The sequence below is a fragment of the Streptomyces sp. NPDC104096 genome (genome assembly GCF_055584385.1).
Window position 1 is genome coordinate 146,338 of sequence record NZ_JBVJMD010000007.1, and the last position, 24,740, is coordinate 171,077.

Below are 24,740 nucleotides of genomic sequence, written 5' to 3' on the forward strand. Positions count from 1 at the left end.
CGGCTACGCCGTGACGATGTTCACCAGCTTCGGCGCCCGCACGATCACCTTGCGGATGCCCGCGCCGTCCAGCGCCGCGACGACCTTCTCGTCGGACAGCGCCACCTTCTCCAGGTCCTCCTCGGAGATGGCCGGGGAGACCTCCAGACGCGCCTTGACCTTGCCCTTGATCTGCACGACGCAGGTCACGGTCTCGTCCACGACGTAGGCGGGGTCGGCCACGGGCAGGTCCCGGTGGACGACCGAGCCGGTGTGGCCCAGCCTGCGCCACAGTTCCTCGGCGATGTGCGGGGCCAGCGGCGCGATCAGCAGCACCAGCGGCTCGGCGACGGTGCGCGGCACCGTGCCGCCCGCCTTGGTCAGGTGGTTGTTCAGCTCGGTGACCTTGGCGATGGCGGTGTTGAAGCGCAGCCCCTCCAGGTCCTGGCGCACGCCGTCGATCGCCTTGTGCAGGGCACGCAGCGTCTCCTCGTCGGGCTCGGCGTCGCTGACGGTGACCTCGCCGGTCGCCTCGTCGACGATGTTGCGCCACAGTCGCTGCAGCAGCCGGTACTGGCCCACCACCGCGCGCGTGTCCCACGGGCGCGAGACGTCCAGCGGGCCCATCGCCATCTCGTACAGGCGCAGCGTGTCCGCCCCGTACTCGGCGCAGATCTCGTCCGGAGTGACCGCGTTCTTCAGGGACTTGCCCATCTTGCCCAGCAGCCGGGTGACCTGCTCGCCCTGGTGGTAGTACGCGCCGTCGCGCTCCTCCACCTCGGCGGCCGACACCGCGATGCCGCGGCTGTCGCGGTAGACGTAGGCCTGGATCATGCCCTGGTTGAACAGCTTGTGGAACGGTTCGGCCGACGAGACATGGCCCAGGTCGAACAGCACCTTGGACCAGAAGCGCGCGTACAGCAGGTGCAGCACGGCGTGTTCGGCACCGCCGACGTACAGGTCGACGCCGCCGTGCGGCTGGCCCTCGCGCGGGCCCATCCAGTACCGCTCGATCTCCGGGTCGACCAGCGCGCGGTCGTTGTGCGGGTCCAGGTAGCGCAGTTCGTACCAGCAGGAACCGGCCCAGTTGGGCATGGTGTTGGTCTCGCGCCGGTACTTCTTCGGCCCGTCGCCCAGGTCCAGGGTGACGTTGACCCATTCCTCGTTGCGCGACAGCGGGGTCTCGGGCTGGGTGTCGGCGTCGTCCGGGTCGAAGGTGCGCGGCGAGTAGTCCTCGACCTCCGGCAGCTCCAGCGGCAGCATCGACTCGGGCAGGGCGTGGGCGGTGCCGTCCTCGTCGTAGACGATCGGGAAGGGCTCGCCCCAGTAGCGCTGGCGGCTGAACAGCCAGTCGCGCAGCCGGAAGTTGACGGTGCCCTCACCGATGCCCTTGCGGGCCAGCCACTCGGTGATGCGGGCCTTGGCGTCGACGACGCCCAGGCCGTCCAGGGAGACCTGGTCGCTCGCGGAGTTGACGATCTTCGCGTCGTACGAACCGAAGGCGTCGTCCCAGGTGGAGGGGTCCGTGCCGCGGTCGTCGGCCGGCTCCACGACACAGCGCATCGGCAGCTCGAAGGCGCGCGCGAAGGCGAAGTCGCGGCTGTCGTGCGCCGGGACGGCCATGATCGCGCCGGTGCCGTAGCCCATCAGGACGTAGTCGGCGATGAAGACCGGGATGCGCTCGCCGTTGACCGGGTTGGTCGCGAACGCGCCGGTGAACACACCGGTCTTGTCCTTGGCCTCGGCCTGCCGCTCGACGTCGGACTTCGAGGCGGCCTGCGCGCGGTACGCCGCGACGGCCTCGGCCGGGGTGGCGTGACCGCCGGTCCACACGTCGTGGGTGCCCTCCGGCCAGGCGGTCGGGGTGAACTTGTCGACCAGGGGGTGTTCGGGCGCCAGCACCATGTAGGTCGCGCCGAACAGGGTGTCCTGGCGCGTGGTGAAGATGGTGATGTGCTCGCCGTCGATGGGGAAGTCGACGCGGGCGCCTTCGGAGCGGCCGATCCAGTTGCGCTGCTGCAGCTTGATGGCCTCGGGCCAGTCCAGCGCGTCCAGGTCGTCCAGCAGCCGGTCCGCGTAGGCGGTGATGCGCATGTTCCACTGGCGCAGCTTGGCCTTGAAGACGGGGAAGTTCCCGCGCTCGGAGCGGCCGTCGGCGGTGACCTCCTCGTTGGCCAGCACGGTGCCCAGTCCGGGGCACCAGTTGACCGGCGCCTCGGAGGCGTACGCCAGGCGGAACCCGCTCAGGACGTCGGCGCGCTCGGCGGCGGTCAGCTCGTTCCACGCGCGCGTGTGGCCCGGTACGGCGCGTTCACCGGACTCGAACTGGGCGATCAGCGCGGAGATCGGACGGGCCTTGTCCGCCTCGTCGTCGTACCAGGAGTTGAAGATCTGCAGGAAGATCCACTGGGTCCACTTGTAGTAGTCCGGGTCGATCGTCGCGAAGGACCGGCGCCGGTCGTGGCCCAGTCCCAGCCGGCGCAGCTGGGCCTTCATGTTGGCGATGTTGGCCTCGGTGGACACGCGCGGGTGCGTGCCGGTCTGCACGGCGTACTGCTCGGCGGGCAGGCCGAAGGCGTCGAAGCCCAGGGTGTGCAGGACGTTGTGGCCGGTCATCCGCTGGAACCGGGCGAAGACATCGGTGGCGATGTAGCCCAGGGGGTGGCCGACGTGCAGGCCCGCACCGGACGGGTACGGGAACATGTCCATGATGAACTTCTTGGGCCTGGCGGCCAGCGCGGGGTCGCCGGCCAGGTCACCCGTGGGGTTGGGCGCCTCGTAGGTGCCGTCGGCGTCCCAGAAGTCCTGCCAGCGTGCCTCGATCTCGGCGGCCATGGCTGCCGTGTAGCGGTGCGGCGCGGCGTCCGCCGGCACGGCGGCGGCAGCAGCGGGGTTCGTCTCGCTCATGATCCTCAAAGCTCCATCGATCGTCTCTGCCTGCGGAAATGAAAAAGCCCCTCGCACAGGAGGGGACGCCGCGCCGATGCCGACCACGGTCTCACCGGTGGTCGGGACTGATCAGCGCGGCTCGCTAAGCAGAAGGCGTACAGCACGCATGGCGCTAGGGTACCGCAGGCCCTGAGCACGTTGCGTCGTACTTGCGTATGTCTCTGTTGGAGATCATGCACACCACACGAAAGCTGAATCAAGTTCAACGATTACTTCGCGTAACAGCAGCAACAGGGACATCGCAACGGACGCGCTGTCCTTTGATAACAACGCAATAACTCAAACCTCGTACCCATCGGTATGGAGCCACTTAGAGTTCGGCAGCGGGACCGCTTTCCCGAAACTGCTCGGAGTTGCCCCCATGAACCCTCGTCGTAGTAACAGTTCGCTCCCCAAGCCCGGCCGATCGGCCTACGGCGTGGCGTCGGCTGTCGTTCTGATCCTCATCCCCGTGGTGGTGCTGGCCGGAGGTGATCAGTTCCAGCAGTTCCTCAACTTCGGCGCCGGCGTGCTGTCCCTGGTCTGCCTGACCTGTTCGGTGATCTGGGGCCTCATAGCCCAGGACCGGCTCATCCTCAACACACGTCAGCGGATCGTCGCGCAGGGCGTCCACCGCGTGACCGCCGTCGGCTCGATCGCGTTCCTCATCGTCCACATCAGCGTCAAGCTGCTCCTGGGACACACCGTCCTGATCGCCGCGCTGCTCCCCTTCAGCCTGGGCGTCAAGGGCAGCGCCGGTCTCATCGGCCTCGGCTCGCTGGCCGGCCTGCTCATGATCTTCGTGGGTATCACGGGTGCGCTGCGCAACCAGTTCGCCGCGCCGGCCGTGGTCGCCGCCCGCTGGCGCGCGATGCACATGCTGGCCTACCCCGCCCTGTGCGCGGCCCTGACGCACGGTCTGTTCGCGGGCCGTGCGGCGAAGCCCTTCTTCATGGTCTCCTACGAGCTGTGCCTGGCCGGAGTCCTGGCCGCCCTCGCGCTGCGCAGCTCCCCCCGTTCGGTCAAGCGCAAGGTCGCCGACCAGCTCATGAGGTTCATGGGCAACAGCGACATGTCGGCCATGGACGGCCTGGAGGCGAGCCGGGCCCGGGTGGCGGAGGCCGGATCGTCGCTGCCGGGCTACGAGGGCCGCGGCGGTCGTCCGTCGCCGACCGCCGAGACGACGGCCTCGCCCCGGATGACGCCGTCGGCGTCGTACGGCACACCCGCCCCGGAGTCCGGGAACGGCTTCGCGGCCGTCTACCGCACCGCCAACGCGCCTGCGGGCGGCGGACAGCAGCCCTACGCGACCGGGCGCGCGAACGCACCGTTCGAGGCGCAGGCCACGGCGGCCATGCCGCGCGTGGACTCCGGCGGCAACGCCTCGGGCAGCTGGCCGGTCCCCTCCCCGCCGCCGGTCGGCGAGGCACCCCCGTCCGCCTACGACCCGCTCCAGGACACGGGATTCAGCATCCCGGCCTACGGCAGTCAGGGTGCCGCCGGGTACCGCGGGAGTGATGTGTACGACACCGGTGAGACGAACGCCCGGTACAACACGTACAACCAGAACGACACGTACAACAGCGGTCCCGCCAGTGAACCAAACCCCGGTGCGCCGTACGACACGCCGGGTTCGGGCGAACCTTGGAACATGCCTTCCGGAGGCTATAGGTGAACGAGGCCCTGCCCGACGTTCCAGAAGTCCGCGTGGTCGGGCTTCCGCAACTCACGTCGGGCTTCGACCTTGTCGAGAGACTCGATCTGCCCATGCACCTGAAGGTGCACGGGCCGCTCGAACCCCTGGGCGGAGAGAAGCTCGCGCAGCTCTCCGAACGCATCAACCTCAAGGGCCGCGGCGGCGCGGGCTTCCCCTTCCACAAGAAGCTGCGCTCGGTCGCCGACGCGGCGATCAAGCGCGGCGTCCGGCCGGTCGTCGTCGTCAACGGAAGCGAGGACGAACCGGCCTGCCGCAAGGACACGGTGCTCATCAACCGTGCCCCGCACCTCATCCTGGACGGCGCGCTACTGGTCGCGGAGGCGCTGGGTGCCCGCACGCTCGTGGTGGCGGTCACCCGTGAGTCCACCCAGCGGTCCATGGAGGCCGCGCTCGCCGAGCGCGGCCTGAGCAACGGCCGGCGCTCGGCGCTGAAGGCCTTCGTCCAGCGCAACCCGATCCGCATGGTCACCGGCGCGGCCGCGTCCGTGATCCGTTCCATCGACGGCGGCCCGGCGATCCCGCCCGGCCGCAAGGTCAGCGCGTCGCAGAACGGCGTGGGCGGCGCCCCGACCCTGCTGTCCAACGCCGAGACCTTCGCCCAGCTGGCGATCGCCGCCCGCATCGGCCCCGAGCGCTACGGCAACACCGGCCTGTACGACGAGCCCGGCACCGTCATGCTGACGGTCTCCGGCGCCGTGGCCCGCCCGATGGTCCTGGAGGTCCCCACGGGCGTACCGCTGCGCTACGTGCTCCAGCTGGCCGGCGCCCCGCCCGTCCCCCAGGGTGTGCTGACCGGCGGCTACCACGGCAAGTGGATCGACGCGGCCACGGTCAACGAGGCGATCGTCTCCCGCGACTCCCTGGACGCGGTGGGCGGCGCGCTCGGCGCGGGCGCGATCCTGCCGATCACTCAGGAGACCTGCCCCCTGGGCGAGTCGCTGCGCGTGGCCCAGTGGCTGGCCGAGGAGAGCGCGGGACAGTGCGGCCCCTGCTACCTCGGCCTGCCGGCCGCGGCGCGCGGCATGGAGGACATCCTCAACGGGGGCGGGCCCGCCGCGCTGGAGGCCCTCAAGCAGGTCGCCAAGAACGTCAAGCGGCGCGGCGCGTGCTCGCACCCGGACGGCTCCGCGATGTTCCTGGAGTCGACGATCAAGGCGTTCACCGACGACCTGGCCGCGCATGTCCTCGGCAACGGCTGCGGGCGGCCCGTGGAGGGCGTTCTGCCGCTCTTCGAGCCCGGCATGGCGCCGGCGGCCATCATGGGCCCCGAAAGGCCCGCGGACGACAGCGAGAGCCGTCAGAAGATCTTCGTCGACTGGACCCTGTGCCGGGGCCACGGTCTGTGCGCGGATCTCCTCCCGGAGGTGTTCGAGCTCGGCGCCGACGGCTTCCCGACCGTCGCGCAGGCGAAGGTCCCGCGTTTCGCGGAGGCCAAGGCGCTGCGCGCGGTACGCCGCTGCCCGGCCCTCGCCCTGCGCATCGAGGAGGACACCCGTTCGCAGGCGCCCGCCCGCAACCTGCCGGTCGTGTCCCAGGGGCGCGGCCGTCGAGCCCTGGGCCGCTGACCCATCGCGCCGGTGGCCGGCCCCGACCGGGCCGGCCACCGGCGCGTCGCCGTACGGCAGCGGTCGCGCTGTCGCCGGACTTCGTCCCGGGAAATACGAAGAAGCTGGAACACGTAGAAGGCGGATCACTCGACCGAGTGATCCGCCTTCTACTTCTGTGGAGCTAAGGAGAATTGAACTCCTGACCTCCTGCATGCCATGCAGGCGCTCTACCAACTGAGCTATAGCCCCTCGCGGTCATGCGGTGGACCCGCATGTTGACCGTGTCGCCCGGTTTCCCCGGCGGCGACGCCAACATTACACGGTCACCGGGGTGCACCACCAAATCGATTCCGTTCTGTACGGATTCGCTCGGGATAGTGTCGTTCGCTGTGACCGCGCTCACGCTCTCCGCAGGCCACCGCCGCACGCCGATGGCCCTGGGGGCCTGCCTGTTCTCCTTCGCCGCCTTCTGGATCGCCCAGCGGGCCGCCCACGTCTCGATGATCGACCTGATGGTCTACCGGGCCGAGGGCGCGACCGTGCGCGCCGGAGGCGATCTGTACGCGCTGCGCGCGACGGCGGAGCGCCTGCCCACCACGTACCCGCCGTTCGCGGCTCTGCTGTTCACCCCGCTGACCGTGCCGGGCACCGCGAGCCTGCGCGCCCTGGCGACGGCCGGGAACCTCGTCCTGCTGGTGCTGTTCGTCAGACTGTCGCTGCGGCTCGTGGGCCACACGCGCGTGGAGAGCGTCTGGTGGGCCGCCGCGGCGGCCGTGTGGTGCGAGCCGGTGTGGACGACGCTGCGCTACGGACAGGTGAATCTGCTGATCGCGGTCCTGGTGCTGTGGGACCTGACCCGGCACCCCGGGCACCGGTGGGCCGGCCTGGGCATCGGGCTCGCGACGGCGGTGAAGCTGACGCCCGCGCTGTTCGTGGTGTTCCTGCTCACCGCGGGTGTCACGGCCCGGGTCGGACGCGGCTGCGCGGGCCACCGGCTGCGGCACGCGCGCGGGGCGGTGGTCGCGTTCGCCTGCGCCACGCTGCTGACGGCGGCGGTCCTGCCACGGGACTCCCGGCGGTTCTGGACGGACATGATGTTCCGTGCCGGGCGGGTCGGTCACGCGGAGGAGACCGCGAATCAGGCTCTGCGGGGCCTCCTGGCCCGCCTCCTGCACACGCCGGAGCCGGGGAGCCTCTGGGTCGCCACGGCGGCCGTGGTGGCCCTGGGAGGGCTCGCGGTGGCGGTCGCGGCGGAGCTGCGCGGGCTGCGGGCCTGGGCGGTGACCGTCTGCGCGACGACGGCGCTGCTCGTCAGCCCCGTGTCGTGGTCGCACCACTGGGTGTGGTGTGTGCCACTGATCCTGCTCCTGGTGACGCGTGGGCACCGGGCGGCGGCCGTGGGGGCGCTGCTCGTCTTCGGCTCGTACGCGCTGTGGTGGGTGCCGCACGGCCACGGGCGGCCCGAACTGCATCAACAAGGTGCCGAGTTGGCGCTGTCGGCCCTGTACGCGGGCGCGGGCCTGCTTTTCCTCGTCATCGCCGGGATCTCGCTACGAGACCCCGGCCGTGATCAAGCCGTGACGAACGAGTAGAACCGTTTGAGTGTGCAGTGCTCCTCGAGGAGCCGGCCGTAGATCGGCTCGCCCTCGAGTTCACGGTACGTCTCGATGGGGTCGCCTTTTATGATCAGCGCCCGCGCGCATTCCTCGCACCAGTACTGGTAGTCGGGATTGAGCGGCTCCATGTCGCGCACGATCGGCGTCCCGCTGCCGCACCAGTCGCACTTTCGCCTGTGTGCACCCATCGATCAGCTCCAGCTGTGGCCGCAGGCCGTGCACACATAGGAAATCCCGCCGTTGTCGCCCAGCACCTGCGCGACGTCCGCGGAACCACAGGAAGGGCAGCTGAGCCGGATGATCGTATCCCGTGTCAGTACTGCGTCGAAGAGGTCACGGACCTCTTCGAGGATGCTCGCAGGCATCACCACTCCCTCCCAGTCGGGCCGCGCCCCCTTCCGGCCGTTTGATTCTGCCACGGCCGGGCCGATACGGTCAGCGACGCCTTAGTACCAGTCCGGACACGGCGCCCGTCACGGCCACCGCGGCAAGCGCGAACGTGCACGCCACAAGCGCTTCCGCAGAGGTATACGCCCCCGGGACCCCAAGTGACTCAAGGCGTTCCAGGAACAGTGTGCCGAACACCGCGACGCCGATCAGCTGACCGAGCTGGGTGACCGTGGCGAGCAGGCCGCTGGCGTCCGCCGCGTCCTCGGGGCGCACGGTGGCCAGCGCCCGGGTGAGCGTCGGGCTGAAGCCCAGCGCGACACCGGTCCCGACCCCCGCGTAGGCCGCGTACAGCCGGGCACCGCCCTCTCCGCCGTCCCTGAGCACCAGGCCTACGGCCGCCACGGACACCGCGGTGAGCGCGAATCCGGCCGGGGTCAGCATCCGCTGCCAGGAGGCGGGCCAGGACCGCCAGGTCAGGCCGACCACTCCGAAGACGACCGCGGTCGGCGCGAAGGTGAGACCGGCGTGCAGCGCGCTGTAGCCGAGGCCGCCCTGGACGTGCAGGGTGAGCGCGAACAGGAAGCCGCCGTTGACGGCCATGACGGCCGCGATCCGGAAGACGGCCAGACCCATGCCGGGGTGGCGCAGGACCCGCGGGGTGATCAGCGGGGCGCCGCCGCGCCGGGCGAGCCGCGCCTCGAAGCGGCAGAACAGCGCGAAGAGGCCGGCCGCGGCGGCCAGCGACAGCCAGGACCACAGCGGCCAGTCCTCCTCCTGCCCGAGCACCAGCGGCACCGTCAGGAGCGAGACGGCCCCGCCCAGCAGCACCAGCCCGGTCAGGTCGAAGCCGCGCGTCCGGTCCGCCGCGCCGCCCCGGGGCAGTGCGTGCCGGCCGACGGCCAGGAGTACGGCGCCGACCGGCACGTTGACGAGGAACACGGGCCGCCAGCCGGTCCCGAACAGATCGGCGCTGACCAGGACGCCGCCGATCACCTGTCCGGCCGCCGCGCCGACGGCGATGACCGCCGCGTACGCGCCGAGGGCCCGCATCCGGGCCTCCCCGGTGAAGGAGCGCTGGATCAGGCTGAGCACCTGCGGGATCATTACCGCCGAGCCTGCGCCCTGCACCAGCCGGAAGGCGATCAGCTCGGTCGCGCCCTGGGCCAGTCCGCAGGCGAGTGAGGCGGCGGTGAAGAGGGCGAGTCCGGTCAGGTGGACCCGGCCGTGGCCGAGCTGGTCGCCGAGGCGGGCTCCGGTGATCAGCAGCACGGAGTACGTGATGGCGTATCCGGCGATCACGAGTTGCAGGTCGGCGCCGGAGGCGTGCAGGTCGGAACCGATGGTGGGGGCCGCCACGTTCACGATGAAGACGTCGAGCAGTGCCATGAACTGGGCCGCGAGCACGACCGTGAGCAGCCGCCGGGACCCGTTGTCGGTGCCGGGGGCTTTACTGGATCCAGGCCGCGGAACGGGCGTGGAATCCGGTTCCGTGCGAGGTGTTGTCGTCATGCCGTCGAGCGTGACGAGGCTTCGGTACGGGTGCGGAGTGCCCGCTGATGCTGGTACTGCCAGCACCTGGCAGGGACCGTGCCGGGCGGTGACGATGGAGTTCGCGGCGGCGGACGGGACGACGGGCGACGGGCGACGGGCGACGGTACGGCGGGCGGCAGGACGACGGGGGGACGTGACGATGGGGACGACACAGCGGCGCCGGCCGGAGCTGGCGGCCTTCCTGCGCAACAGGCGCGCCCGGGTGACACCGGCCGACGTGGGGATGCCGCCGGGGCTGCGGCGCCGTACCCCTGGGCTGCGGCGCGAGGAGGTGGCCCAGATCTCGGGTGTCGGGGTCACCTGGTACACCTGGCTGGAGCAGGGGCGGCCGATCAACGCCTCCGCCCAGGTCCTGGACGCCGTGGCCCGCACGCTGCGGCTGGACCAGCCGGAGCGGGAGCATCTGTACCGCCTGGCGGAGGTCCCCTTCGAGCCCGATCCGGGGTCCCTGACGCAGACCGTCGCCCCGGAGATCCAGGGAGTCATCGACACCCTCGACCCGCTTCCGGCGGCGGTCTACAACTCGCGCTACGACGTCCTCGCCACCAACCCGGCCTACCGCGACCTGTTCCTGGTCCCGGAGACCGTCCGGATCGGGGTGCCGAACGTGCTGTGGACGCTGTTCACGGTGTCCGAGGAGGCCTGCCCGGTGGTGCACCGGGAGCGTGAGCTGCCCGTGATGGTGGCGACACTGCGCTCCTCGTACGGCCGGCACGTCGGTGAGCCGGCCTGGGAGATCTTCATCCGAAGACTGTCGGCGGCCAGCCCGCACTTCGCCGAGGTGTGGGCGAGCGGCGAGGTCATACCGCCGGGGCCGCGGATAAAGACGTTCCGGCACCAGGCGGTGGGCGAGCTGAGGATGACCTCGCAGTCGCTGTCGATCGACGGGATGCCGGAGTGCCGGATCGTCGTCTACACACCGGAGAGCGAGGAGGCGCGAAGCAGGCTCGAGCTGCTGCGGGAGACCAGGCAGCGGCTGTGGCCGCCGTCGGACGAGGGGGTCGCCGAGATCATCCAGCAGTGGCAGACAGAAAATCCCGCCCCCTGAGGGGACGGGATCCTGATCCAACCGATCTTTGACAACTCGACAGAGTGTCTTTCTGTGGAGCTAAGGAGAATTGAACTCCTGACCTCCTGCATGCCATGCAGGCGCTCTACCAACTGAGCTATAGCCCCTTGTGTTCTTCCCGCTCTGCGGTGCGAACAAGAAGAACTTTAGCCTGTGACCTGCCGGAAAGTGAAATCCGGGTCCCGGGCCCCGCTGCGCGCCCCGGAACGGCGGTCAGTCGTCGTCGCCGAGCACGGGCTCCGGCAGGGTGCCGGCGTTGTGCTCGAGCAGGCGCCAGCCGCGGGCGCCCTCGCCGAGGACGGACCAGCAGCAGTTGGAGAGACCACCGAGGCTCTCCCAGTGCCGTGGCTCCAGGCCGAGCAGGCGTCCGATCGTGGTGCGGATCGTGCCGCCGTGGCTGACCACGACGAGGGTGCCGTCCTCGGGGAGCTTCTCCGCGTGGCCGAGGACGACCGGGGCGGCGCGGTCGGCGACCTCGGTCTCCAGCTCGCCGCCGCCGCGGCGGACCGGCTCACCGCGCTTCCACGCGGCGTACTCCTCGCCGTGCCGGGCGAGGATCTCCTCGTGCGTCAGCCCCTGCCAGACGCCCGCGTAGGTCTCGCGCAGGGCCTCGTCGTGGGCCACGGTGAGGCCGGTGAGCGCGGCGAGCTCGCCGGCCGTGTCGGCGGCCCGCCGAAGATCGGAGGCGACGATCGCGTCGGGCAGCAGGGACGCCAGCAGCCGGGCGGCGCGGCGGGCCTGGGCGACTCCGGTCCCGGTGAGCTCGACGTCCGTGCTGCCCTGGAAGCGGCGCTCCACGTTCCACGAGGTCTGGCCGTGCCGCCAGAGGATGATCCGGCGCCCGCGGCCGGGCTCACGGTCGGCCGCTGATCCGGCCCCGGCACCCGGGGTGGTCATCGCCACTCACCGTCCCCGTCGGCCTCCTCCTCGGCCGCGCGCAGCTTGGCGTGCTCCGCGGCCTTGCCGCGGGTCGCCTGGGCGTCCGCGGGCAGCGTCAGCTCGGGGCAGTCCTTCCACAGCCGCTCCAGGGCGTAGAAGACCCGCTCCTCGCTGTGCTGGACGTGGACGACGATGTCGACGTAGTCGAGCAGCACCCAACGGGCCTCGCGGTCGCCCTCGCGGCGCACCGGCTTGGCGCCGAGCTCCTTGTTGAGCCGTTCCTCGATCTCGTCGACGATGGACTTGACCTGGCGGTCGTTGGGGGCGGAGGCCAGCAGGAAGGCGTCCGTGATCGACAGCACATCGCTGACGTCGTAGGCGATGATGTCGTGCGCGAGCTTGTCGGCCGCCGCCTGGGCGGCGGTGTTGATGAGCTCGATGGAACGGTCAGTGGCGGTCACTACAAGGCTTTCCGTCGGCGGTCATGTGTCACCAAGGGTCTCACGGACAGCCGAGGGCGCCCCACGTGACGACCGGATCACCTGTCCGGATCACGTGGGGCGCGGGGTCCTTTGCTAGAGGGCCGGGGGCTTGTAGTCCTGGCCGAGGATCACCACGACGGCCGCGTTCGCGGAGACCTTGCCCTTGGTCACGGCGCTGGTGGGCAGCCCCAGCGTCTTGGCGACCTCGGTGGCGTTGTCCTTGTCGGCGGCGTCGGCGTAGGTGACCTCGGAGGTGGTCTCGGAGCCGTCCGCGGTGCCGCCGTCCAGGAAGGTGAAGCCGCCGTTGAGGAGCGCGACCCTGGCCTTCTCGGTGTTGTCCTTGGCGCCGGTGGCGTTCTGGACCGAGACACGGATCGCGGAACCCTGGTCGGGGCTCTTCGCGGCACCGCCGAGCACGTCCTTGACCACGCTGCTGCTGGTCCGGGCGCTCAGTGTGCCGTCGGTCTGGACGGGCAGCAGTGCCGTCTTGTAGTCGCCGCCCTTGGCGAGGTCGGCGAGCTTGGCGAGGAAGGCGCCGAGGTCCTTGTCGGTCAGCGACGGGTCGAGGATCTGCGCCAGTGTCTGCACGGTGACCGTCGCCCCCTGCGCGTCGGAGGACACCTTGCGCAGTACGCCCTGCATGACCTGGCCGAAGCGTTCGAGCTGGGCGTTCTGGGCCTCGCCGGAGGCGCTGTAGGTGGCGTAGGCGACGGCCATCCTGCCGCTGAGGGTCTGGTCCTTGCCCTTGTGGACGAGGGGGGCGGCGTTCTTCTTCTCGGCCTCGGGGTCGGGGACGTCGGTGTCGGTGTCGACCTCGATGTTGCCGACCAGGTCGACCAGGTTCTCCAGGTAGGGGGTGTCCAGGCGCCAGGTGCCCTCGATGTCGGTGCCGAGGACGGTGTCCAGTGCCTCGCGCGTGCCGGAGGAGCCGTCGTCGTCGACCGACTTGGCGAGTGTCGTGGAGGCGCCGTCGTCGCCGGTCACCGCGAGGGAGTTGGGCAGCAGGACGGTGGTGCCCTGCTTGGTGGTGGTGTTGTCGACGAGCAGCGCCGTGGAGGTGCCGCCCTTCTTGGTGTTGTGCAGGTGGACGACGATGACGTCGCGGTTCTGGGCGCCCGCGGCGGTGGTGGTGCCGGCCTTGTCCGCCGACTTCCCGAGGCCGGGGATCTTGCCCGCGTACCAGAGGTAGCCGACGCCGCCGACCACGAACAGGGCCATGACCACGACGAGGGCGACGACGCGGCTGCGGGCGCGGCGGCGGGCCTCCTCGCGGCGCTCGGTGCGGTTCTCGGTGAACGCCATCCAGTCGATGACGTCCTCGGAGTCGCCGTCGGGCTCCTCCACGAAGGCGAACTGCCCGGTGCTGTAGTCGGGTTGCGACCGGACGGTGGCGTCGGGCGTCTCGTCCTCGGAGGGTTCCGGGTCCGGTGCGGGGCCGGTCTGCTGCGGTATGTAGGCGGTCCGCTCGGCGACGCGGGGCTGCTGGCCGCTGGTGGCGGTCTGCCCGTAGGGGTCGTACGGGGCGGCGGCCGAGCCGTTCGTGCCCGCGCCGGTGTGCGTGCCGGGGGCGTAGTCGTCGTAGGCGGGCACCTGCGGCTGCTGCCCGGTGTCGTAGGGGTCGTACGGGGAGACGGGCTGTTGGCTGCCCGTGGCGTACGGGTCGTAGCCGTAGCCCTGCTGCTGCGTGTACGGGTCGTACGCCTGCTGCGGGGGCCGGGGCGCCTGCTGCGTCCGGACCTGCTGGTACATCGGCCGGCCGTACTCGTCGTAACCGACGAGTTCGTACTGGTCTTCACCGTATTCCGCGTCGTATCGGTCGTTCACCGGTGCCCCTCTCGGCTCACTCGCCGCGGTACAGCTCACGCTTGTCGATGTAGCGCACCACTCCGTCCGGCACCAGATACCAGACGGGGTCGCCCTTGGCGACTCTCGCACGGCAGTCTGTGGAGGAGATGGCGAGCGCGGGAACTTCGACCAGGGAGACTCCGCCCTCGGGGAGGCCGGGGTCGGTGAGTTGATGGCCCGGTCGGGTGACGCCGATGAAGTGCGCCAGGGAGAACAGCTCCTCGGAGTCCCGCCACGTCAGGAGCTGGGCGAGGGCGTCGGCGCCGGTGATGAAGAACAGGTCGGCGTCGGGGTTGAGCGCGCGCAGGTCGCGCAGGGTGTCGACGGTGTAGGTCGGGCCGCCGCGGTCGATGTCGATGCGGCTGACCGAGAACTGCGGGTTCTCGGCGGTCGCGATGACCGTCATCAGATAGCGGTCCTCGGCCGGCGAGACGCTGCGGTGGGTCTTCTGCCACGGCTGGCCGGTCGGCACGAACACCACCTCGTCGAGGTGGAACTGCGCGGCGACCTCGCTGGCGGCCACGAGGTGTCCGTGGTGGATCGGGTCGAAGGTGCCGCCCATGACGCCCAGGCGGCGCTTGCCCGGGGTCGACGGCCCGTTGCCCGGTCCGTCGGGCCGTGGCCGCGCCGGGCCGTGGTGCGGCGGCCCGCCGAAGGTGCCGTGCCCCGTGTCGGCCGGGTCGGCCGTGCCGTTCACCGGACCGGTAGGCATGTCCTGCTCTCCCATGCGTGCAGACCCTACCGGCCCGGTCCGAGAGCCTTGGCCACGAGTTCCCCGGGGCGGCCCCGGGAGGGCCTTCGCCGGATTCAGCGGTCGCGGTTGAAGCGGGTGGTGATCCACAGCAGGAGCAGCAGGACGATGAACGCACCACCGCCCGTGACCAGGGGGTTGAGGCTTTCGTGGTTGCCACCGTGCTCCTCGCCCTCGGCGGCGAGAGTGACCAGCTGGGCTGCGGCGCTGTGGAAGCTCATCTTCAGCAGAACCTATCCGATGGGTGTCCCCCCGCTCGGGTGGAGCCGAGAAGGGGGAAGGGCGGGATAAAGACGTCGGCCCATCGTATGCGGGCGCCTCGGCGGCGATCACGCCGACTCCGCCGTTGGGGAACCTTCGAAGGCCCTCAGTCGTCCTTCCGCTTGTAGCCCCGCAACAGGAACCACCCGGTCAGTACACAGCCCAGGACCATCACGATCAGGACGATCCGGAGCAGATTGCCCGTCCCTTGCTGCTCGGCCGCACTCGCGGCCTCGGTGAGCCAGGCGGCTGCGGGGGTGTGCTCCATGGCGTTGGACTCCTTCGCTGTACTGCCCGTACACGGTAACTCCGCCTAGGCTGGGCTCAGCCTCGGGGGCAGGCGGGAAAGAACCGCGCACGGCGGCGCCGCACGGCGCGCACCGCCCGCACGGCACTCAGACGTACATGGGGGAAGACATGTCCGACGACGGCCGCCCGCACAACGGGCACGAGCGCGCGCCGAGCCGGCAGCGCAGGCGCTTCCAGGGGATCTCCTCCCGGGCGTACGAGCACCCGGCCGACCGTTCCGCCCTGGTGGCGCTGCGCAAGCTCAGCGGTTTCGACACGGTCTTCAAGGCGCTCAGCGGGCTGCTGCCCGAGCGCAGCCTGAGACTTCTGTTCCTGTCCGACTCGGTGCGGGTGTCGGACCAGCAGTTCACCCATCTCAACGACATGCTGCGGGACGCCTGTTACATCCTGGACCTGGAGAAGGTCCCGCCGATGTACGTCACCCAGGATCCGCAGCCGAACGCGATGTGCATCGGTCTGGACGAGCCGATCATCGTCGTCACCACGGGCCTGGTCGAGCTGCTCGACGAGGAGGAGATGCGGGCGGTCGTGGGTCACGAGGTGGGCCACGCGCTGTCCGGCCACGCCGTGTACCGCACGATCCTGCTGTTCCTGACCGGCCTGGCGCTGAAGGTCGCCTGGATACCGCTGGGCAACCTCGCGATCATGGGGATAGTGACCGCGCTGCGGGAGTGGTTCCGCAAGTCGGAGCTGTCCGCCGACCGGGCGGGTCTGCTGGTGGGCCAGGACCTCCAGGCCTCGATGCGCGGCCTGATGAAGATCGCGGGCGGCAACCATCTGCACGAGATGAACGTGGACGCCTTCCTTCAGCAGGCCGAGGAGTACGACGCGGCCGGCGACCTGCGCGACTCCGTGCTGAAGATCCTCAATGTGCTGCCCCGCACCCACCCCTTCGCCGCGGTGCGGGCGGGCGAGCTGAAGAAGTGGGCGGCGTCCCGCGACTACCAGCGGATCATGGACGGTCACTACCCGCGGCGCGGCGACGACAAGGACACCTCGGTCACGGACTCGTTCCGGGAGTCCGCCGCCAGCTATGCCGGGCATGTCAAGAGCTCCAAGGACCCGCTGATGAAGCTGGTCACGGACATCGCCGGCGGGGCGGGGGATCTGGGCGGCCGGGTGCGGCGCGGCTTCGGCGGGTTCGCCGGCCCGCCGCCGCCGAAGGACCGCCCGTCGTCGGACGGGCCGGACCCGCAGGACGGCCCGGCGGACACCCCGCCGCACGACAAGGACTGAGCGGTTCCGGACGGGCGGGGCCGGGAGCGCGGCTCCGCAGTCCTGCCGCCCCCGGGCCCGGGGCCCGTCGGCTCACACCTTCGGCTGGGCGCTCGGGGCCAGTGCCCCGCACAGTGCCGTCGCGTCGCCCGTGGCGTACGGGTCGGTGCCTGCCGGGCCGCCGCTCCTGGCTGTCTGGCCGAAGAGCAGGGGGTGCAGGCGGTTCGCGGAGTCGTCGGCGCAGGACAGCGGGCCGGCCTGGGCGACGGAGACGACGAGCTGGGCCTGGCGCAGGCGCAGGTCGTCGTGGTCGAACCGGAAGCGCAGCTCGCGACGGACGGTGAACAAGGAGGCCTCGGCCTTCGGGCCGGAGCCGGTCGGCCGCAGCGCGTACACGAAGGTGTGGTCGGCGGTGACCTCGAGGGTCGACGCGTCACTCTCGGTGAACGCCAGCGTGCCCTGCACCCGGATCCTGGAGTCGGCCAGCTCCACCTGGGCGGGGTCGAAGCGGATCAGCCAGCCGGTGGGCGCGTGCCGGCCGTCGGCGCTCGGGTGGTCGAAGCTCTGGTCGAACTGGTCGAGTTGGTCGGGGTCGAGCAGCACGCGCACGGGACGGACCTGCTGTCCGGTGAGCACCTCGGGGTAGAGGGCGGAGCGGACGATGTAGTCCTTGGTCGTGGTCAGGGCGGTCACGACCTGGCCCTCGGAGAAGTGCGCGGTGGCCCGGGCGGCGGGCAGCGGTATGCCCTCGGCGCCCAGGCGGAACTGCGCCGCGGGACTGTGCGCGTACAGGTACTCGGCATCGGCCGTGCCGGGCACCTTGCCCGAGGGGGAGAGCGGGATCATGGTCATCCGCAGCGGCTCGGCCGGCTGGAGGGCCCCGGGGGTCTGGTAGGGGTCGCGTACGCCCATGTAGATCGCGGTACCGAAGGCGACGGCTATCAGCAGGACCAGGATCAGCGCCTGCCGGGACAGGCCCCGGTGCAGGGGCGGGCGGCGGCGCACGGCGGGCGTGTGGTCGGTCATGCGCTCCTGCGCGGAGTACTCCTGGATGCGAGCAGCGCGGACGAACGACTCGTCGAAGACGACGGATCGGTATTCTTCCTCGCCACTTCCGGGAGCGCCCTCGGGCGTCCCCTCAGGTGGGTCTCCAGGTCCGCCCATACATTCAGGGTAGGTCGCGCGGAGCCCCGGTAAACGCCCGGCTGTACGACAAGTTCTGACAGGTTCTCACCAGGATCGCCGAGCGGGTTCAGGGAGTGCGCGGGAGCACCGGGACCGCCGGCCGGGCGTGGTCGGCGGAAGCGGAGGGAGTGGCCGCTCCGCCCTGTTCGAGGCCTGTCGAAGCGGGCAGCGGGATCTGGTCGCGGTCGCCGGAGGAGGCGCCGCGGTAGACCGCGGTGAAGGCCAGCGCGACCATGCCGATCCCCATCACGAGGGCGAGCATCCAGGCGACGGGGCGATGCCAGCGGACCTGCCTGCCGTGCCCCCACAGGGGGCCGTAGTGGCGTTCGGGGGCATCGGGGTCGTCGGGGTCGGCCAGATCGTCGAGGTCCGGGTCGTGGCCGAGATCGCCGGGTCCCTCGGGGCCGTACCCGTCGTCGTGGCGTTCGCCTCTGGCGTGGGCGCGGCGGGCCTCGGCCTCGGAGGCCTCCGCTCTCGCCTGGGCGGCGGCCAGGAGGCGTTCCACGGCGGTCGGCTCGTGCACCTCGGCCGCCCGCACGAAGGCCTCGTCGAAGACCACGGAGGCGAACTCTTCGTCCGACACCCCGCGGTCGTGGTCGTCGTCGGGCTCCCAGCCGTCAGGGAACGGCGTGCCCCCCACGTCCTCCGGCACGGATCCAGAGTAGACCTGGGGGGTCATTTTGGGCAGACGGTATGGAAATTCATCCGCCTGCCGAGACGGCTCCGCCGGGGCGGCGGGACCGGCCTGCGCACCCGTCACATGCGTCCCACCGGTGGCTCCCGCCTCACAGGAAGCCACCGCCCCTCCGCCGGCGCACGGCGCCTCGTCTCAGCGCCGGATGTGGCCGTCCCCGGTGACGATGTACTTGGTGCTGGTGAGCTCCGGCAGGCCCATCGGGCCGCGGGCGTGCAGCTTCTGGGTGGAGATGCCGATCTCCGCGCCGAAGCCGAACTGGCCGCCGTCGGTGAAGCGTGTCGAGGCGTTCACGGCGACGGTGGTGGAGTCGACCAACTGGGTGAAGCGGCGGGCGGCCTGCTGCGAGGTGGTGACGATGGCCTCGGTGTGCCCGGAGGTCCACAGCCGGATGTGCTCGACGGCCCGGTCGAGGGAGTCGACGACGGCGGCGGCGATGTCGTACGAGAGGTACTCGGTCTCCCAGTCCTCCGGTGTGGCCTCCACGACGGTCGCCTTGGAGTCCTCGGCGTAGGCCAGGACCCGTTCGTCGGCGTGGACGGTGACGCCGGCCTCGGCGAGGGCGTCCAGCGCGCGGGGCAGGAACTCGGCGGCGATGTCCTGGTGGACCAGGAGGGTCTCGGCCGCGTTGCAGACGCTGACGCGCTGCGCCTTGGAGTTGATCAGGATGTCGACCGCCATGTCCAGGTCGGCGTGGGCGTCGACGTAGACGTGGCAGTTGCCGGTGCCGGTCTCGATGACCGGGACGGTGGACTCGGCGACGACGGTGCGGATCAGGGAGGCGCCGCCGCGCGGGATGAGGACGTCGACCAGGCCGCGGGCGCGCATCAGCTCCCGGACGCTCTCGCGGCTCTCGCCGGGGACGAGCTGCACGGCGTCGGCGGGCAGCCCGGCGCCGCCGACGGCGTCCCGCAGGACGCGCACGAGGGCGGTGTTCGACTCGTAGGCGGAGGCCGAGCCGCGCAGCAGCACGGCGTTGCCGGACTTCAGGCAGAGGGCGGCGGCGTCGACGGTGACGTTCGGGCGGGCCTCGTAGATGATCCCGACGACGCCGAGCGGTACGCGGACCTGGCGCAGGTCGATGCCGTTGGGGAGGGTGGAGCCGCGGACGACCTCTCCGACCGGGTCGGGCAGGGACACGACGTCGCGCACGTCGGAGGCGATGGCCCGCACCCGCTCCGGGGTGAGCGTGAGGCGGTCGACGATCGCCTCGCTGGTGCCGGCCTCGCGGGCCCTGGCGATGTCCTTGGCGTTGGCCTCGACGATTTCACTCGTACGGACCTCCAGCGCGTCCGCCACGGCGAGGAGCGCGTCGTCCTTCACGGCCCGCGGCAACGGCGCGAGGTCGGCGGCGGCGGCCTTGGCCCGGTAGGCGGCCTGGGTGACCGGTGACATGGAGTCGTACGGAGAAAGCGTGGTCATGAGGGAAGGGTAGTGCGCCGGGCGGGGCCGTCCAGGGCTCATCCCAAACCCCGAGACAACACCCGAAGGGCCCGAAAGGCCCGAAAGACCCCTGGACGGGGAAGGCCACGCGAACGGGCAGGACCGCGCGAGTGGGCACGCCCCAGGGGCCCGCCGGGGCAAAGGGGCCGGCAGGACCCGGTGCCCCGGTGACCCGGGAGGGCCCTGCCCCGGCAGGCCCTGGCAGGGATGCGCGCCGGCCGGGGTCAGTAGGGATGCACGCCGACCGGGGTCGCCGGTGCGGGGCCGTAGCCCTCGGCGACGCGCTGGTGGTAGGTCTCCCGATCGATGACCTCCAGGCCGACGATCTCCCAGGGCGGCAGGCCCGCGGTCTGGCGGTGCTCGCCCCACAACCGCAGGGCGACGGCGGCGGCGTCGTGCAGGTCGCGGGCCTCTTCCCAGTAGCGGATCTCCGCGTGGTCCTGCGCGTACCGGCTGGTCAGCAGGAAGGGGTGGTCGTGCGCCAGCTGTTCCAGGGCCCGCCGGACCTCGTTGATCGGGGACGCGGCGCCGGAGAGGCTGAGGGTGATGTGCCACAGCCGGGGCAGCTCCGCGGGCTTCTCGCCCTCGTACCGGTCGCCGGCCGCGACGCTGGTCAGGGCGCGCTCCTCGCCGGGGGCGCGGGAGGAGGCGACGCGGGTGGCACGAGCGCCTTCGGCGCCGCCGCGGGACGCTCCCGCCCCAGGGCGCACTCGTCTCACTACGGCCTCCTTCGCGCCAGCGCAGTGCTCCTGCGGATTGTTCCCTGAGTCAAAGTTGAGCAGGCCGGGAGGCTTCGCGTGGCGGTTTCACGGAACGTCCCCCACCGGGAGCGCCCGTTCGACCCGGTTTACGGGTGCAGGATCACCAGGTCGTCCCTGTGTACGATCTCGCGTTCGTACGCGGGGCCCAGTTCGCGCGCCAGCTCGTGGGTGGAGCGGCCGAGCAGCCGGGGGATCTCCTTGGCGTCGAAGTTGACCAGTCCGCGGGCCACCGCGCGCCCCGTGCCGTCGCGGAGCTCGACGGGGTCTCCGGCGCTGAACTCGCCCTCGACGGCGGCGATTCCGGCCGGCAGCAGCGACTTGCGCCGCTCGACGACGGCGCGCACGGCCCCGTCGTCCAGGGTGAGGGAGCCCTGCGGGGTGGAGGCGTGCTGGAGCCACAGCAGCCGGTCGGCGGAGCGCTTGCCCGCCGGGTGGAAGTAGGTGCCGGTGTCTCCGCCGGCGAGGGCCTCGGCGGCGTGGACGGTGCTGGTGAGGACCACGGGGATGCCGGCGGCGGCGGCGATCCGGGCCGCCTCGACCTTGGTGACCATGCCGCCGGTGCCGACGCCGGCCTTGCCCGCGCTGCCGATCTCGACGCCTTCCAGGTCGGCGGGGCCGCGCACCTCCGCTATCCGCGAGGTGCCGGGCTTGCCGGGGTCGCCGTCGTACACGCCGTCGATGTCGGACAGCAGCACGAGCAGGTCGGCGTGGACGAGGTGGGCGACGAGCGCGGCGAGGCGGTCGTTGTCGCCGAAGCGGATCTCGTCGGTGGCGACGGTGTCGTTCTCGTTGACGACGGGAAGGGCGCCCATGGCGAGGAGCTCGTCGAGGGTGCGGGAGGCGTTGCGGTGGTGTGCGCGGCGGCTCATGTCGTCGGCGGTCAGCAGGACTTGGCCGACGCGGACGCCGTAGCGGGCGAGGGAGGCGGTGTAGCGGGCCATGAGCAGGCCCTGGCCGACGCTCGCGGCGGCCTGCTGGCGGGCCAGGTCCCTGGGGCGGCGGCGCAGGCCCAGCGGGGCCAGGCCGGCGGCGATGGCGCCGGAGGAGACGAGGACGATCTCCCGCTCTCCCCCGCTGCGGCTCTTGGCGAGGACGTCCACGAGCGCGTCGACCCGGTCGGCGTCCAGTCCGCCGGCGGCGGTGGTCAGTGACGAGGAACCCACTTTGACGACGATCCTGCGGGCCTCGCCCACGGCCTGCCTTGCCCCTGCCACCTTGCTCGACGTCCCCTCGCGTAGGTCTGGCGCTCCGCCCGGCAATCTACGCGAAGCGGGTAGGGCGGCGCGCATCGGTCCAGCCCCCGGACAGGCCCTGCGTAATCATTTGCTCACGCATTGCGTACGAGAAAAAAGTTGCCCCGGTTGCCTATGGAAATTAAAGGCGATCTAAATTTAATGTGAACGGTGTGCCATCTACAGTTCACCCCGTGAAGCGTATTCTCCTCAGGTCAGGGAAGAGCCCCTTCGACGTCCTCCCGGTGGAGGAAGCTCTCCACCGTGACGTCATCGCCACCAACTCCGGCAACCTGATCTTCAGCGACGCCACGCACAAGATCCTCGAGACCCCGGGCGCCGAGGTGGTCTCGAACGGCATGAAGAGCGACGTCGGGGCGGCCTCACGGATCAACGACGAGTGCGACGTGTTCGTCGTGCCGCTCGCCAACGCCTTCCGGCCGTCGTTCGAGCTCCCGTTGCAGCGGCTGACCCGGCTGATCGGCAAGCTGAAGATCCCGGTCGTGGTCGTGGGGGTGGGCGCGCAGACCGGTGTGACGTACGACCCGGCGCGGCTGAAGGCCATGGAGCCCACCGTCCGCGCCTTCTGTTCGGCGGTCCTGGACCACAGCGCGTCCATCGGCGTGCGCGGCGAGTTCACCGAGAAGTACCTCAACGACATGGGCTTCCGGGACGTCGAGGTGATCGGCTGCCCGTCGATGTTCATGCACGGCGACCGGCTCCCCGTCGAGAAGCGGGTGGAAGCGCTGACCGCGGACTCCCGGGTGGCGGTGAACGGCTCGCACACCGCGGTGCGCGGCGGCGGCCTGTCGAAGATCATCGACCGGGCCCACGAGCAGTACCCGAACCTGCTCTACATAGGCCAGAACCTCACGGACGCCAAGCAGCTGCACTGGCGGGACGTGAACTCCCCGGCCGGCCGGATCACCGAGATGCCGACCCACCCCGACCACCCGATGTACCGGGAGGACAAGGCCCGGGTCTACGTCGACCCGGTCACCTGGATCGACGACCTGCGGGGCTTCGACTACTCTTTCGGATCGCGAATCCACGGCAACATCGCGGCACTGCTGGCGGGCACGCCCGCGACCGTGCTGGCCTTCGACTCGCGCACGCTGGAGCTGTGCCGCTACTTCGAGATCCCGCACCGGCTGCTGAGCGAGGCGCCCGCGGACCTCGACCCGGCCGCGCTGTACGAGGAGGCGGACTTCGGCCCGCTGACCGGCAATCACAAGCAGCGCTTCGACCGCTTCACCTCGTTCCTGGACAAGAACGGCCTGGAGAACACCTTCACGCACGGCGACGGCGGCGCGGCCTTCGAGAAGAAGCTGCGGTCGCTGTCGTTCCCGGCGGGCGTGCGCCCGTGGAACGACGCCGACCTGGACTCCCTCGCCAGCCGGTTCGGGTGGTTGCAGCAGCGGATCACCGAACTGGACAGCCACAACACGCAGTTGAAGCGGGATCTGGCCAAGGCGCGGTCCGGCGCGAAGGCCGCCGCCAAGGCGGCGCTTCCCTCGCCCTCGATCTACCGTCGGGCGCGGCGGGCGGTCGGACGTCCGCTGCGGCAGGCGCTGAAGTCCTCGAAGTAGCCCCGCACAGCCGGGAGAAGGAGGCGGCGGCGCGCGCGGCGCGTCGCCGCTCCCCTCACGGCCGGCCGTTCACCCCGCCGTGGCGCTTCGCGGAGCCGTCCGCAGCCGGGAGAGCCGGCGCCTCACCTTGCGCGTCGCCCGGCGCAGGAACGACTCCGCCGGATTCTTGCGCCAGCCGGGGTACTCCTTGGCCTCGCGGGGTTCGGCCAGGTAGACGCGGTCGGGCACCCCGGCCGCCCGGGAGCGGAAGTGCGGGTAGGCGAGGTAGAGCCGGGTGTTGCCCTTCTTCAGGACGGGGTCCGGCTTCTGCTTTTCCTTGATGAACCGGATGACGTCCATGAGGAGGTCCGGGCGCTGCCGGGCCACCAGGTGCAGCCGCAGCCGCTCGTGGACCCGGAGCCGTTGGGCGACGCCCTCGTTCCAGTAGGCGTCCATCAGGGGCCGGGCCAGTTCCATCTTGGTGCGCCGGATCTCCTCGTCGTTCCTGAGGAAGACCGGCCCGAACTGCGGCAGCAGGGTGACCAGGAAGGGGCGGACCATCAGCACGTCCCGCTCGGCGCCGGGCGGGAGCATCCGGGCGAGCAGTTCCATCAGCGCCCGCGCCGAGTCGAAGCGCAGGGTGTAGCTCCCGCTCTTGGTCACATGCTTGCCGTCGGCACGGCCCACCAGGTAGTAGCAGGTGTGGTCGGCGACCACGGAGACGCCGTCGGCGCGCAGATACGCCTCCATCGTGAACAGCGCGTCCTCGCCGGTCCACAGGGACTCGTCGAAGCGCATCCCGTGGCGTTCCAGCAGGGCGCGGCGGAACAGCTTCTGCGCGCTGAGCGTGAACTTGATGTTGGAGGAGTAGACGTCGGTCCGCTTCAGCGTCTTGCCGAACATCGACTTGGGCGCGTTGCGGTTGACGCCCTCTATCTTGCCGAGCACGACGTCCGTGCCGTTCTCGTCGGCCATGGCGACCATGCGCTCCAGGGCCTCGGGGCCGAGCCGGTCGTCGGCGTCGAGGAAGAAGACGTAGCGTCCGGTGGCCTTGTCGAGGCCGACGTTGCGCGGGCCGCTGGGGCCGCCCGAGTTCTCCTGGCGGACGACCGTGACCGTCATGGGGGCGCGGGCGGCGAACTCCTCCAGGTATTCGCCGGTGCCGTCGCCGGAACCGTCGTCGACCGCGATGACCTCGATGCGTGCCGCGTCGAGGGTCTGCGCCTCGACCGATGCCAGGCACTCGACCAGGTACGGCATGGCCTCGTACGCCCCGATGATCACGCTCACATCAGGCTGCGCCACGGACACGTTTCCC

Annotated in this window: 22 protein-coding genes and 2 tRNA genes; 6 read left to right on the forward strand and 18 right to left on the reverse strand. The window is 70.9% G+C overall.

The window, feature by feature from the left end; all coding sequences use genetic code 11:
* Positions 1-3: 3 nt before the first annotated feature.
* The gene (leuS, locus tag ACZ60B_RS10845) at positions 4-2,886 is read right to left on the reverse strand and encodes a leucine--tRNA ligase (RefSeq protein ID WP_469385671.1); all 2,883 of its coding nucleotides are present in this window, start codon (positions 2,884-2,886) and stop codon (positions 4-6) included.
* A gap of 403 nt (positions 2,887-3,289) precedes the next feature.
* Here leuS and ACZ60B_RS10850 point away from each other — a divergent pair, with 403 nt between their 5' ends.
* Together ACZ60B_RS10850 and ACZ60B_RS10855 are read left to right on the forward strand one after the other, a co-directional pair.
* Positions 3,290-4,582 (forward strand): ferric reductase-like transmembrane domain-containing protein, encoded by a 1,293-nt coding sequence (locus tag ACZ60B_RS10850; protein WP_469385672.1) that lies wholly within the window; start codon positions 3,290-3,292, stop codon positions 4,580-4,582.
* Positions 4,579-6,189, forward strand: coding sequence for an NADH-ubiquinone oxidoreductase-F iron-sulfur binding region domain-containing protein (locus ACZ60B_RS10855; RefSeq protein ID WP_469385673.1), 1,611 nt, complete (start codon positions 4,579-4,581; stop codon positions 6,187-6,189). Before ACZ60B_RS10850 ends, ACZ60B_RS10855 begins: the two co-directional genes overlap by 4 nt.
* Before the next feature lie 158 nt (positions 6,190-6,347).
* Here the strand turns inward: ACZ60B_RS10855 and ACZ60B_RS10860 are convergent.
* Positions 6,348-6,420: transfer RNA gene (locus tag ACZ60B_RS10860), tRNA-Ala, on the reverse strand.
* Positions 6,421-6,560: 140 nt separating this feature from the next.
* Here ACZ60B_RS10860 and ACZ60B_RS10865 point away from each other — a divergent pair.
* Complete coding sequence (locus ACZ60B_RS10865) at positions 6,561-7,763, forward strand: glycosyltransferase 87 family protein (protein WP_469385674.1); 1,203 nt, start codon at positions 6,561-6,563, stop codon at positions 7,761-7,763.
* On the opposite strand, the gene ACZ60B_RS10870 is transcribed toward ACZ60B_RS10865, so the two are convergent.
* From ACZ60B_RS10870 to ACZ60B_RS10880, 3 genes are all read right to left on the reverse strand, one after another.
* Positions 7,742-7,975, reverse strand: a complete 234-nt coding sequence (locus ACZ60B_RS10870; protein WP_019523121.1) for a hypothetical protein — start codon at positions 7,973-7,975, stop codon at positions 7,742-7,744. The two genes, ACZ60B_RS10865 and ACZ60B_RS10870, sit on opposite strands and share 22 nt — an antisense overlap.
* Before the next feature lie 3 nt (positions 7,976-7,978).
* Positions 7,979-8,152 carry a hypothetical protein gene (locus tag ACZ60B_RS10875; protein ID WP_469385675.1) on the reverse strand — a complete coding sequence of 58 codons (174 nt, stop codon included), beginning with the start codon at positions 8,150-8,152 and terminating at the stop codon, positions 7,979-7,981.
* A gap of 70 nt (positions 8,153-8,222) precedes the next feature.
* Entirely contained in the window at positions 8,223-9,686 is a 1,464-nt protein-coding gene (locus ACZ60B_RS10880) for an MFS transporter (RefSeq protein WP_469385676.1), read from the reverse strand.
* Positions 9,687-9,867: 181 nt separating this feature from the next.
* Between ACZ60B_RS10880 and ACZ60B_RS10885 the strand changes: the two genes are divergently transcribed.
* Positions 9,868-10,776, forward strand: a complete 909-nt coding sequence (locus ACZ60B_RS10885; protein WP_469385677.1) for a helix-turn-helix transcriptional regulator — start codon at positions 9,868-9,870, stop codon at positions 10,774-10,776.
* A gap of 55 nt (positions 10,777-10,831) precedes the next feature.
* Here ACZ60B_RS10885 and ACZ60B_RS10890 read toward each other — a convergent pair.
* From ACZ60B_RS10890 to ACZ60B_RS10920, 7 genes are all read right to left on the reverse strand, one after another.
* Positions 10,832-10,904, reverse strand: a tRNA-Ala gene (locus tag ACZ60B_RS10890).
* A 106-nt stretch (positions 10,905-11,010) separates the two neighbouring features.
* Positions 11,011-11,694, reverse strand: a complete 684-nt coding sequence (locus ACZ60B_RS10895; RefSeq protein ID WP_469385678.1) for a histidine phosphatase family protein — start codon at positions 11,692-11,694, stop codon at positions 11,011-11,013.
* The gene (gene rsfS / locus ACZ60B_RS10900) at positions 11,691-12,137 is read right to left on the reverse strand and encodes a ribosome silencing factor (RefSeq protein ID WP_469385679.1); all 447 of its coding nucleotides are present in this window, start codon (positions 12,135-12,137) and stop codon (positions 11,691-11,693) included. The genes ACZ60B_RS10895 and rsfS overlap by 4 nt, the downstream gene beginning before the upstream one ends.
* Positions 12,138-12,251: 114 nt before the next feature.
* Positions 12,252-13,982, reverse strand: coding sequence for an LCP family protein (locus tag ACZ60B_RS10905; RefSeq protein WP_469385680.1), 1,731 nt, complete (start codon positions 13,980-13,982; stop codon positions 12,252-12,254).
* A 16-nt stretch (positions 13,983-13,998) separates the two neighbouring features.
* Entirely contained in the window at positions 13,999-14,730 is a 732-nt protein-coding gene (gene nadD, locus ACZ60B_RS10910) for a nicotinate-nucleotide adenylyltransferase (protein WP_469385681.1), read from the reverse strand.
* An 80-nt stretch (positions 14,731-14,810) separates the two neighbouring features.
* Positions 14,811-14,975, reverse strand: a complete 165-nt coding sequence (locus ACZ60B_RS10915) for a hypothetical protein (RefSeq protein WP_469385682.1) — start codon at positions 14,973-14,975, stop codon at positions 14,811-14,813.
* Between the two features lie 146 nt (positions 14,976-15,121).
* The gene (locus ACZ60B_RS10920; protein ID WP_351604286.1) at positions 15,122-15,283 is read right to left on the reverse strand and encodes a hypothetical protein; all 162 of its coding nucleotides are present in this window, start codon (positions 15,281-15,283) and stop codon (positions 15,122-15,124) included.
* 149 nt (positions 15,284-15,432) lie between these two features.
* Here ACZ60B_RS10920 and ACZ60B_RS10925 point away from each other — a divergent pair, with 149 nt between their 5' ends.
* Positions 15,433-16,560, forward strand: coding sequence for a M48 family metallopeptidase (locus ACZ60B_RS10925; RefSeq protein ID WP_469385683.1), 1,128 nt, complete (start codon positions 15,433-15,435; stop codon positions 16,558-16,560).
* A 72-nt stretch (positions 16,561-16,632) separates the two neighbouring features.
* On the opposite strand, the gene ACZ60B_RS10930 is transcribed toward ACZ60B_RS10925, so the two are convergent.
* The 5 genes from ACZ60B_RS10930 to proB all read right to left on the reverse strand — a co-directional run bounded on the left by ACZ60B_RS10930 (position 16,633) and on the right by proB (position 21,815).
* Positions 16,633-17,703 (reverse strand): SCO2583 family membrane protein, encoded by a 1,071-nt coding sequence (locus ACZ60B_RS10930; RefSeq protein WP_469385684.1) that lies wholly within the window; start codon positions 17,701-17,703, stop codon positions 16,633-16,635.
* 88 nt (positions 17,704-17,791) lie between these two features.
* The gene (locus tag ACZ60B_RS10935; RefSeq protein WP_469385685.1) at positions 17,792-18,376 is read right to left on the reverse strand and encodes an SCO2584 family spore wall biosynthesis protein; all 585 of its coding nucleotides are present in this window, start codon (positions 18,374-18,376) and stop codon (positions 17,792-17,794) included.
* A 177-nt stretch (positions 18,377-18,553) separates the two neighbouring features.
* Positions 18,554-19,840 carry a glutamate-5-semialdehyde dehydrogenase gene (locus ACZ60B_RS10940; protein ID WP_469385686.1) on the reverse strand — a complete coding sequence of 429 codons (1,287 nt, stop codon included), beginning with the start codon at positions 19,838-19,840 and terminating at the stop codon, positions 18,554-18,556.
* Positions 19,841-20,085: 245 nt separating this feature from the next.
* Positions 20,086-20,580 carry a hypothetical protein gene (locus ACZ60B_RS10945; protein ID WP_469385687.1) on the reverse strand — a complete coding sequence of 165 codons (495 nt, stop codon included), beginning with the start codon at positions 20,578-20,580 and terminating at the stop codon, positions 20,086-20,088.
* A 128-nt stretch (positions 20,581-20,708) separates the two neighbouring features.
* Positions 20,709-21,815 (reverse strand): glutamate 5-kinase, encoded by a 1,107-nt coding sequence (gene proB / locus ACZ60B_RS10950; RefSeq protein WP_469385757.1) that lies wholly within the window; start codon positions 21,813-21,815, stop codon positions 20,709-20,711.
* 233 nt (positions 21,816-22,048) lie between these two features.
* On the opposite strand from proB, the gene ACZ60B_RS10955 reads away from it, so the two are divergent.
* Positions 22,049-23,443, forward strand: coding sequence for a polysaccharide pyruvyl transferase family protein (locus ACZ60B_RS10955; RefSeq protein WP_469385688.1), 1,395 nt, complete (start codon positions 22,049-22,051; stop codon positions 23,441-23,443).
* Positions 23,444-23,512: 69 nt separating this feature from the next.
* On the opposite strand, the gene ACZ60B_RS10960 is transcribed toward ACZ60B_RS10955, so the two are convergent.
* The gene (locus ACZ60B_RS10960; protein WP_469385689.1) at positions 23,513-24,733 is read right to left on the reverse strand and encodes a glycosyltransferase family 2 protein; all 1,221 of its coding nucleotides are present in this window, start codon (positions 24,731-24,733) and stop codon (positions 23,513-23,515) included.
* Between the last annotated feature and the right edge of the window lie 7 nt (positions 24,734-24,740).

Coding starts and splice junctions, on each gene's coding strand:
- ACZ60B_RS10915 (WP_469385682.1), bottom strand. CDS start 14,975: ATGAGCTTCCACAGCGCCGCAGCCCAGCTGGTCACTCTCGCCGCCGAG.
- leuS (WP_469385671.1), bottom strand. CDS start 2,886: ATGAGCGAGACGAACCCCGCTGCTGCCGCCGCCGTGCCGGCGGACGCC.
- ACZ60B_RS10875 (WP_469385675.1), bottom strand. CDS start 8,152: ATGCCTGCGAGCATCCTCGAAGAGGTCCGTGACCTCTTCGACGCAGTA.
- ACZ60B_RS10870 (WP_019523121.1), bottom strand. CDS start 7,975: ATGGGTGCACACAGGCGAAAGTGCGACTGGTGCGGCAGCGGGACGCCG.
- ACZ60B_RS10885 (WP_469385677.1), top strand. CDS start 9,868: ATGGGGACGACACAGCGGCGCCGGCCGGAGCTGGCGGCCTTCCTGCGC.
- ACZ60B_RS10940 (WP_469385686.1), bottom strand. CDS start 19,840: ATGACCACGCTTTCTCCGTACGACTCCATGTCACCGGTCACCCAGGCC.
- nadD (WP_469385681.1), bottom strand. CDS start 14,730: ATGGGAGAGCAGGACATGCCTACCGGTCCGGTGAACGGCACGGCCGAC.
- ACZ60B_RS10880 (WP_469385676.1), bottom strand. CDS start 9,686: ATGACGACAACACCTCGCACGGAACCGGATTCCACGCCCGTTCCGCGG.
- ACZ60B_RS10930 (WP_469385684.1), bottom strand. CDS start 17,703: ATGGGCGGACCTGGAGACCCACCTGAGGGGACGCCCGAGGGCGCTCCC.
- ACZ60B_RS10850 (WP_469385672.1), top strand. CDS start 3,290: ATGAACCCTCGTCGTAGTAACAGTTCGCTCCCCAAGCCCGGCCGATCG.
- ACZ60B_RS10925 (WP_469385683.1), top strand. CDS start 15,433: ATGTCCGACGACGGCCGCCCGCACAACGGGCACGAGCGCGCGCCGAGC.
- ACZ60B_RS10895 (WP_469385678.1), bottom strand. CDS start 11,694: ATGACCACCCCGGGTGCCGGGGCCGGATCAGCGGCCGACCGTGAGCCC.
- ACZ60B_RS10920 (WP_351604286.1), bottom strand. CDS start 15,283: ATGGAGCACACCCCCGCAGCCGCCTGGCTCACCGAGGCCGCGAGTGCG.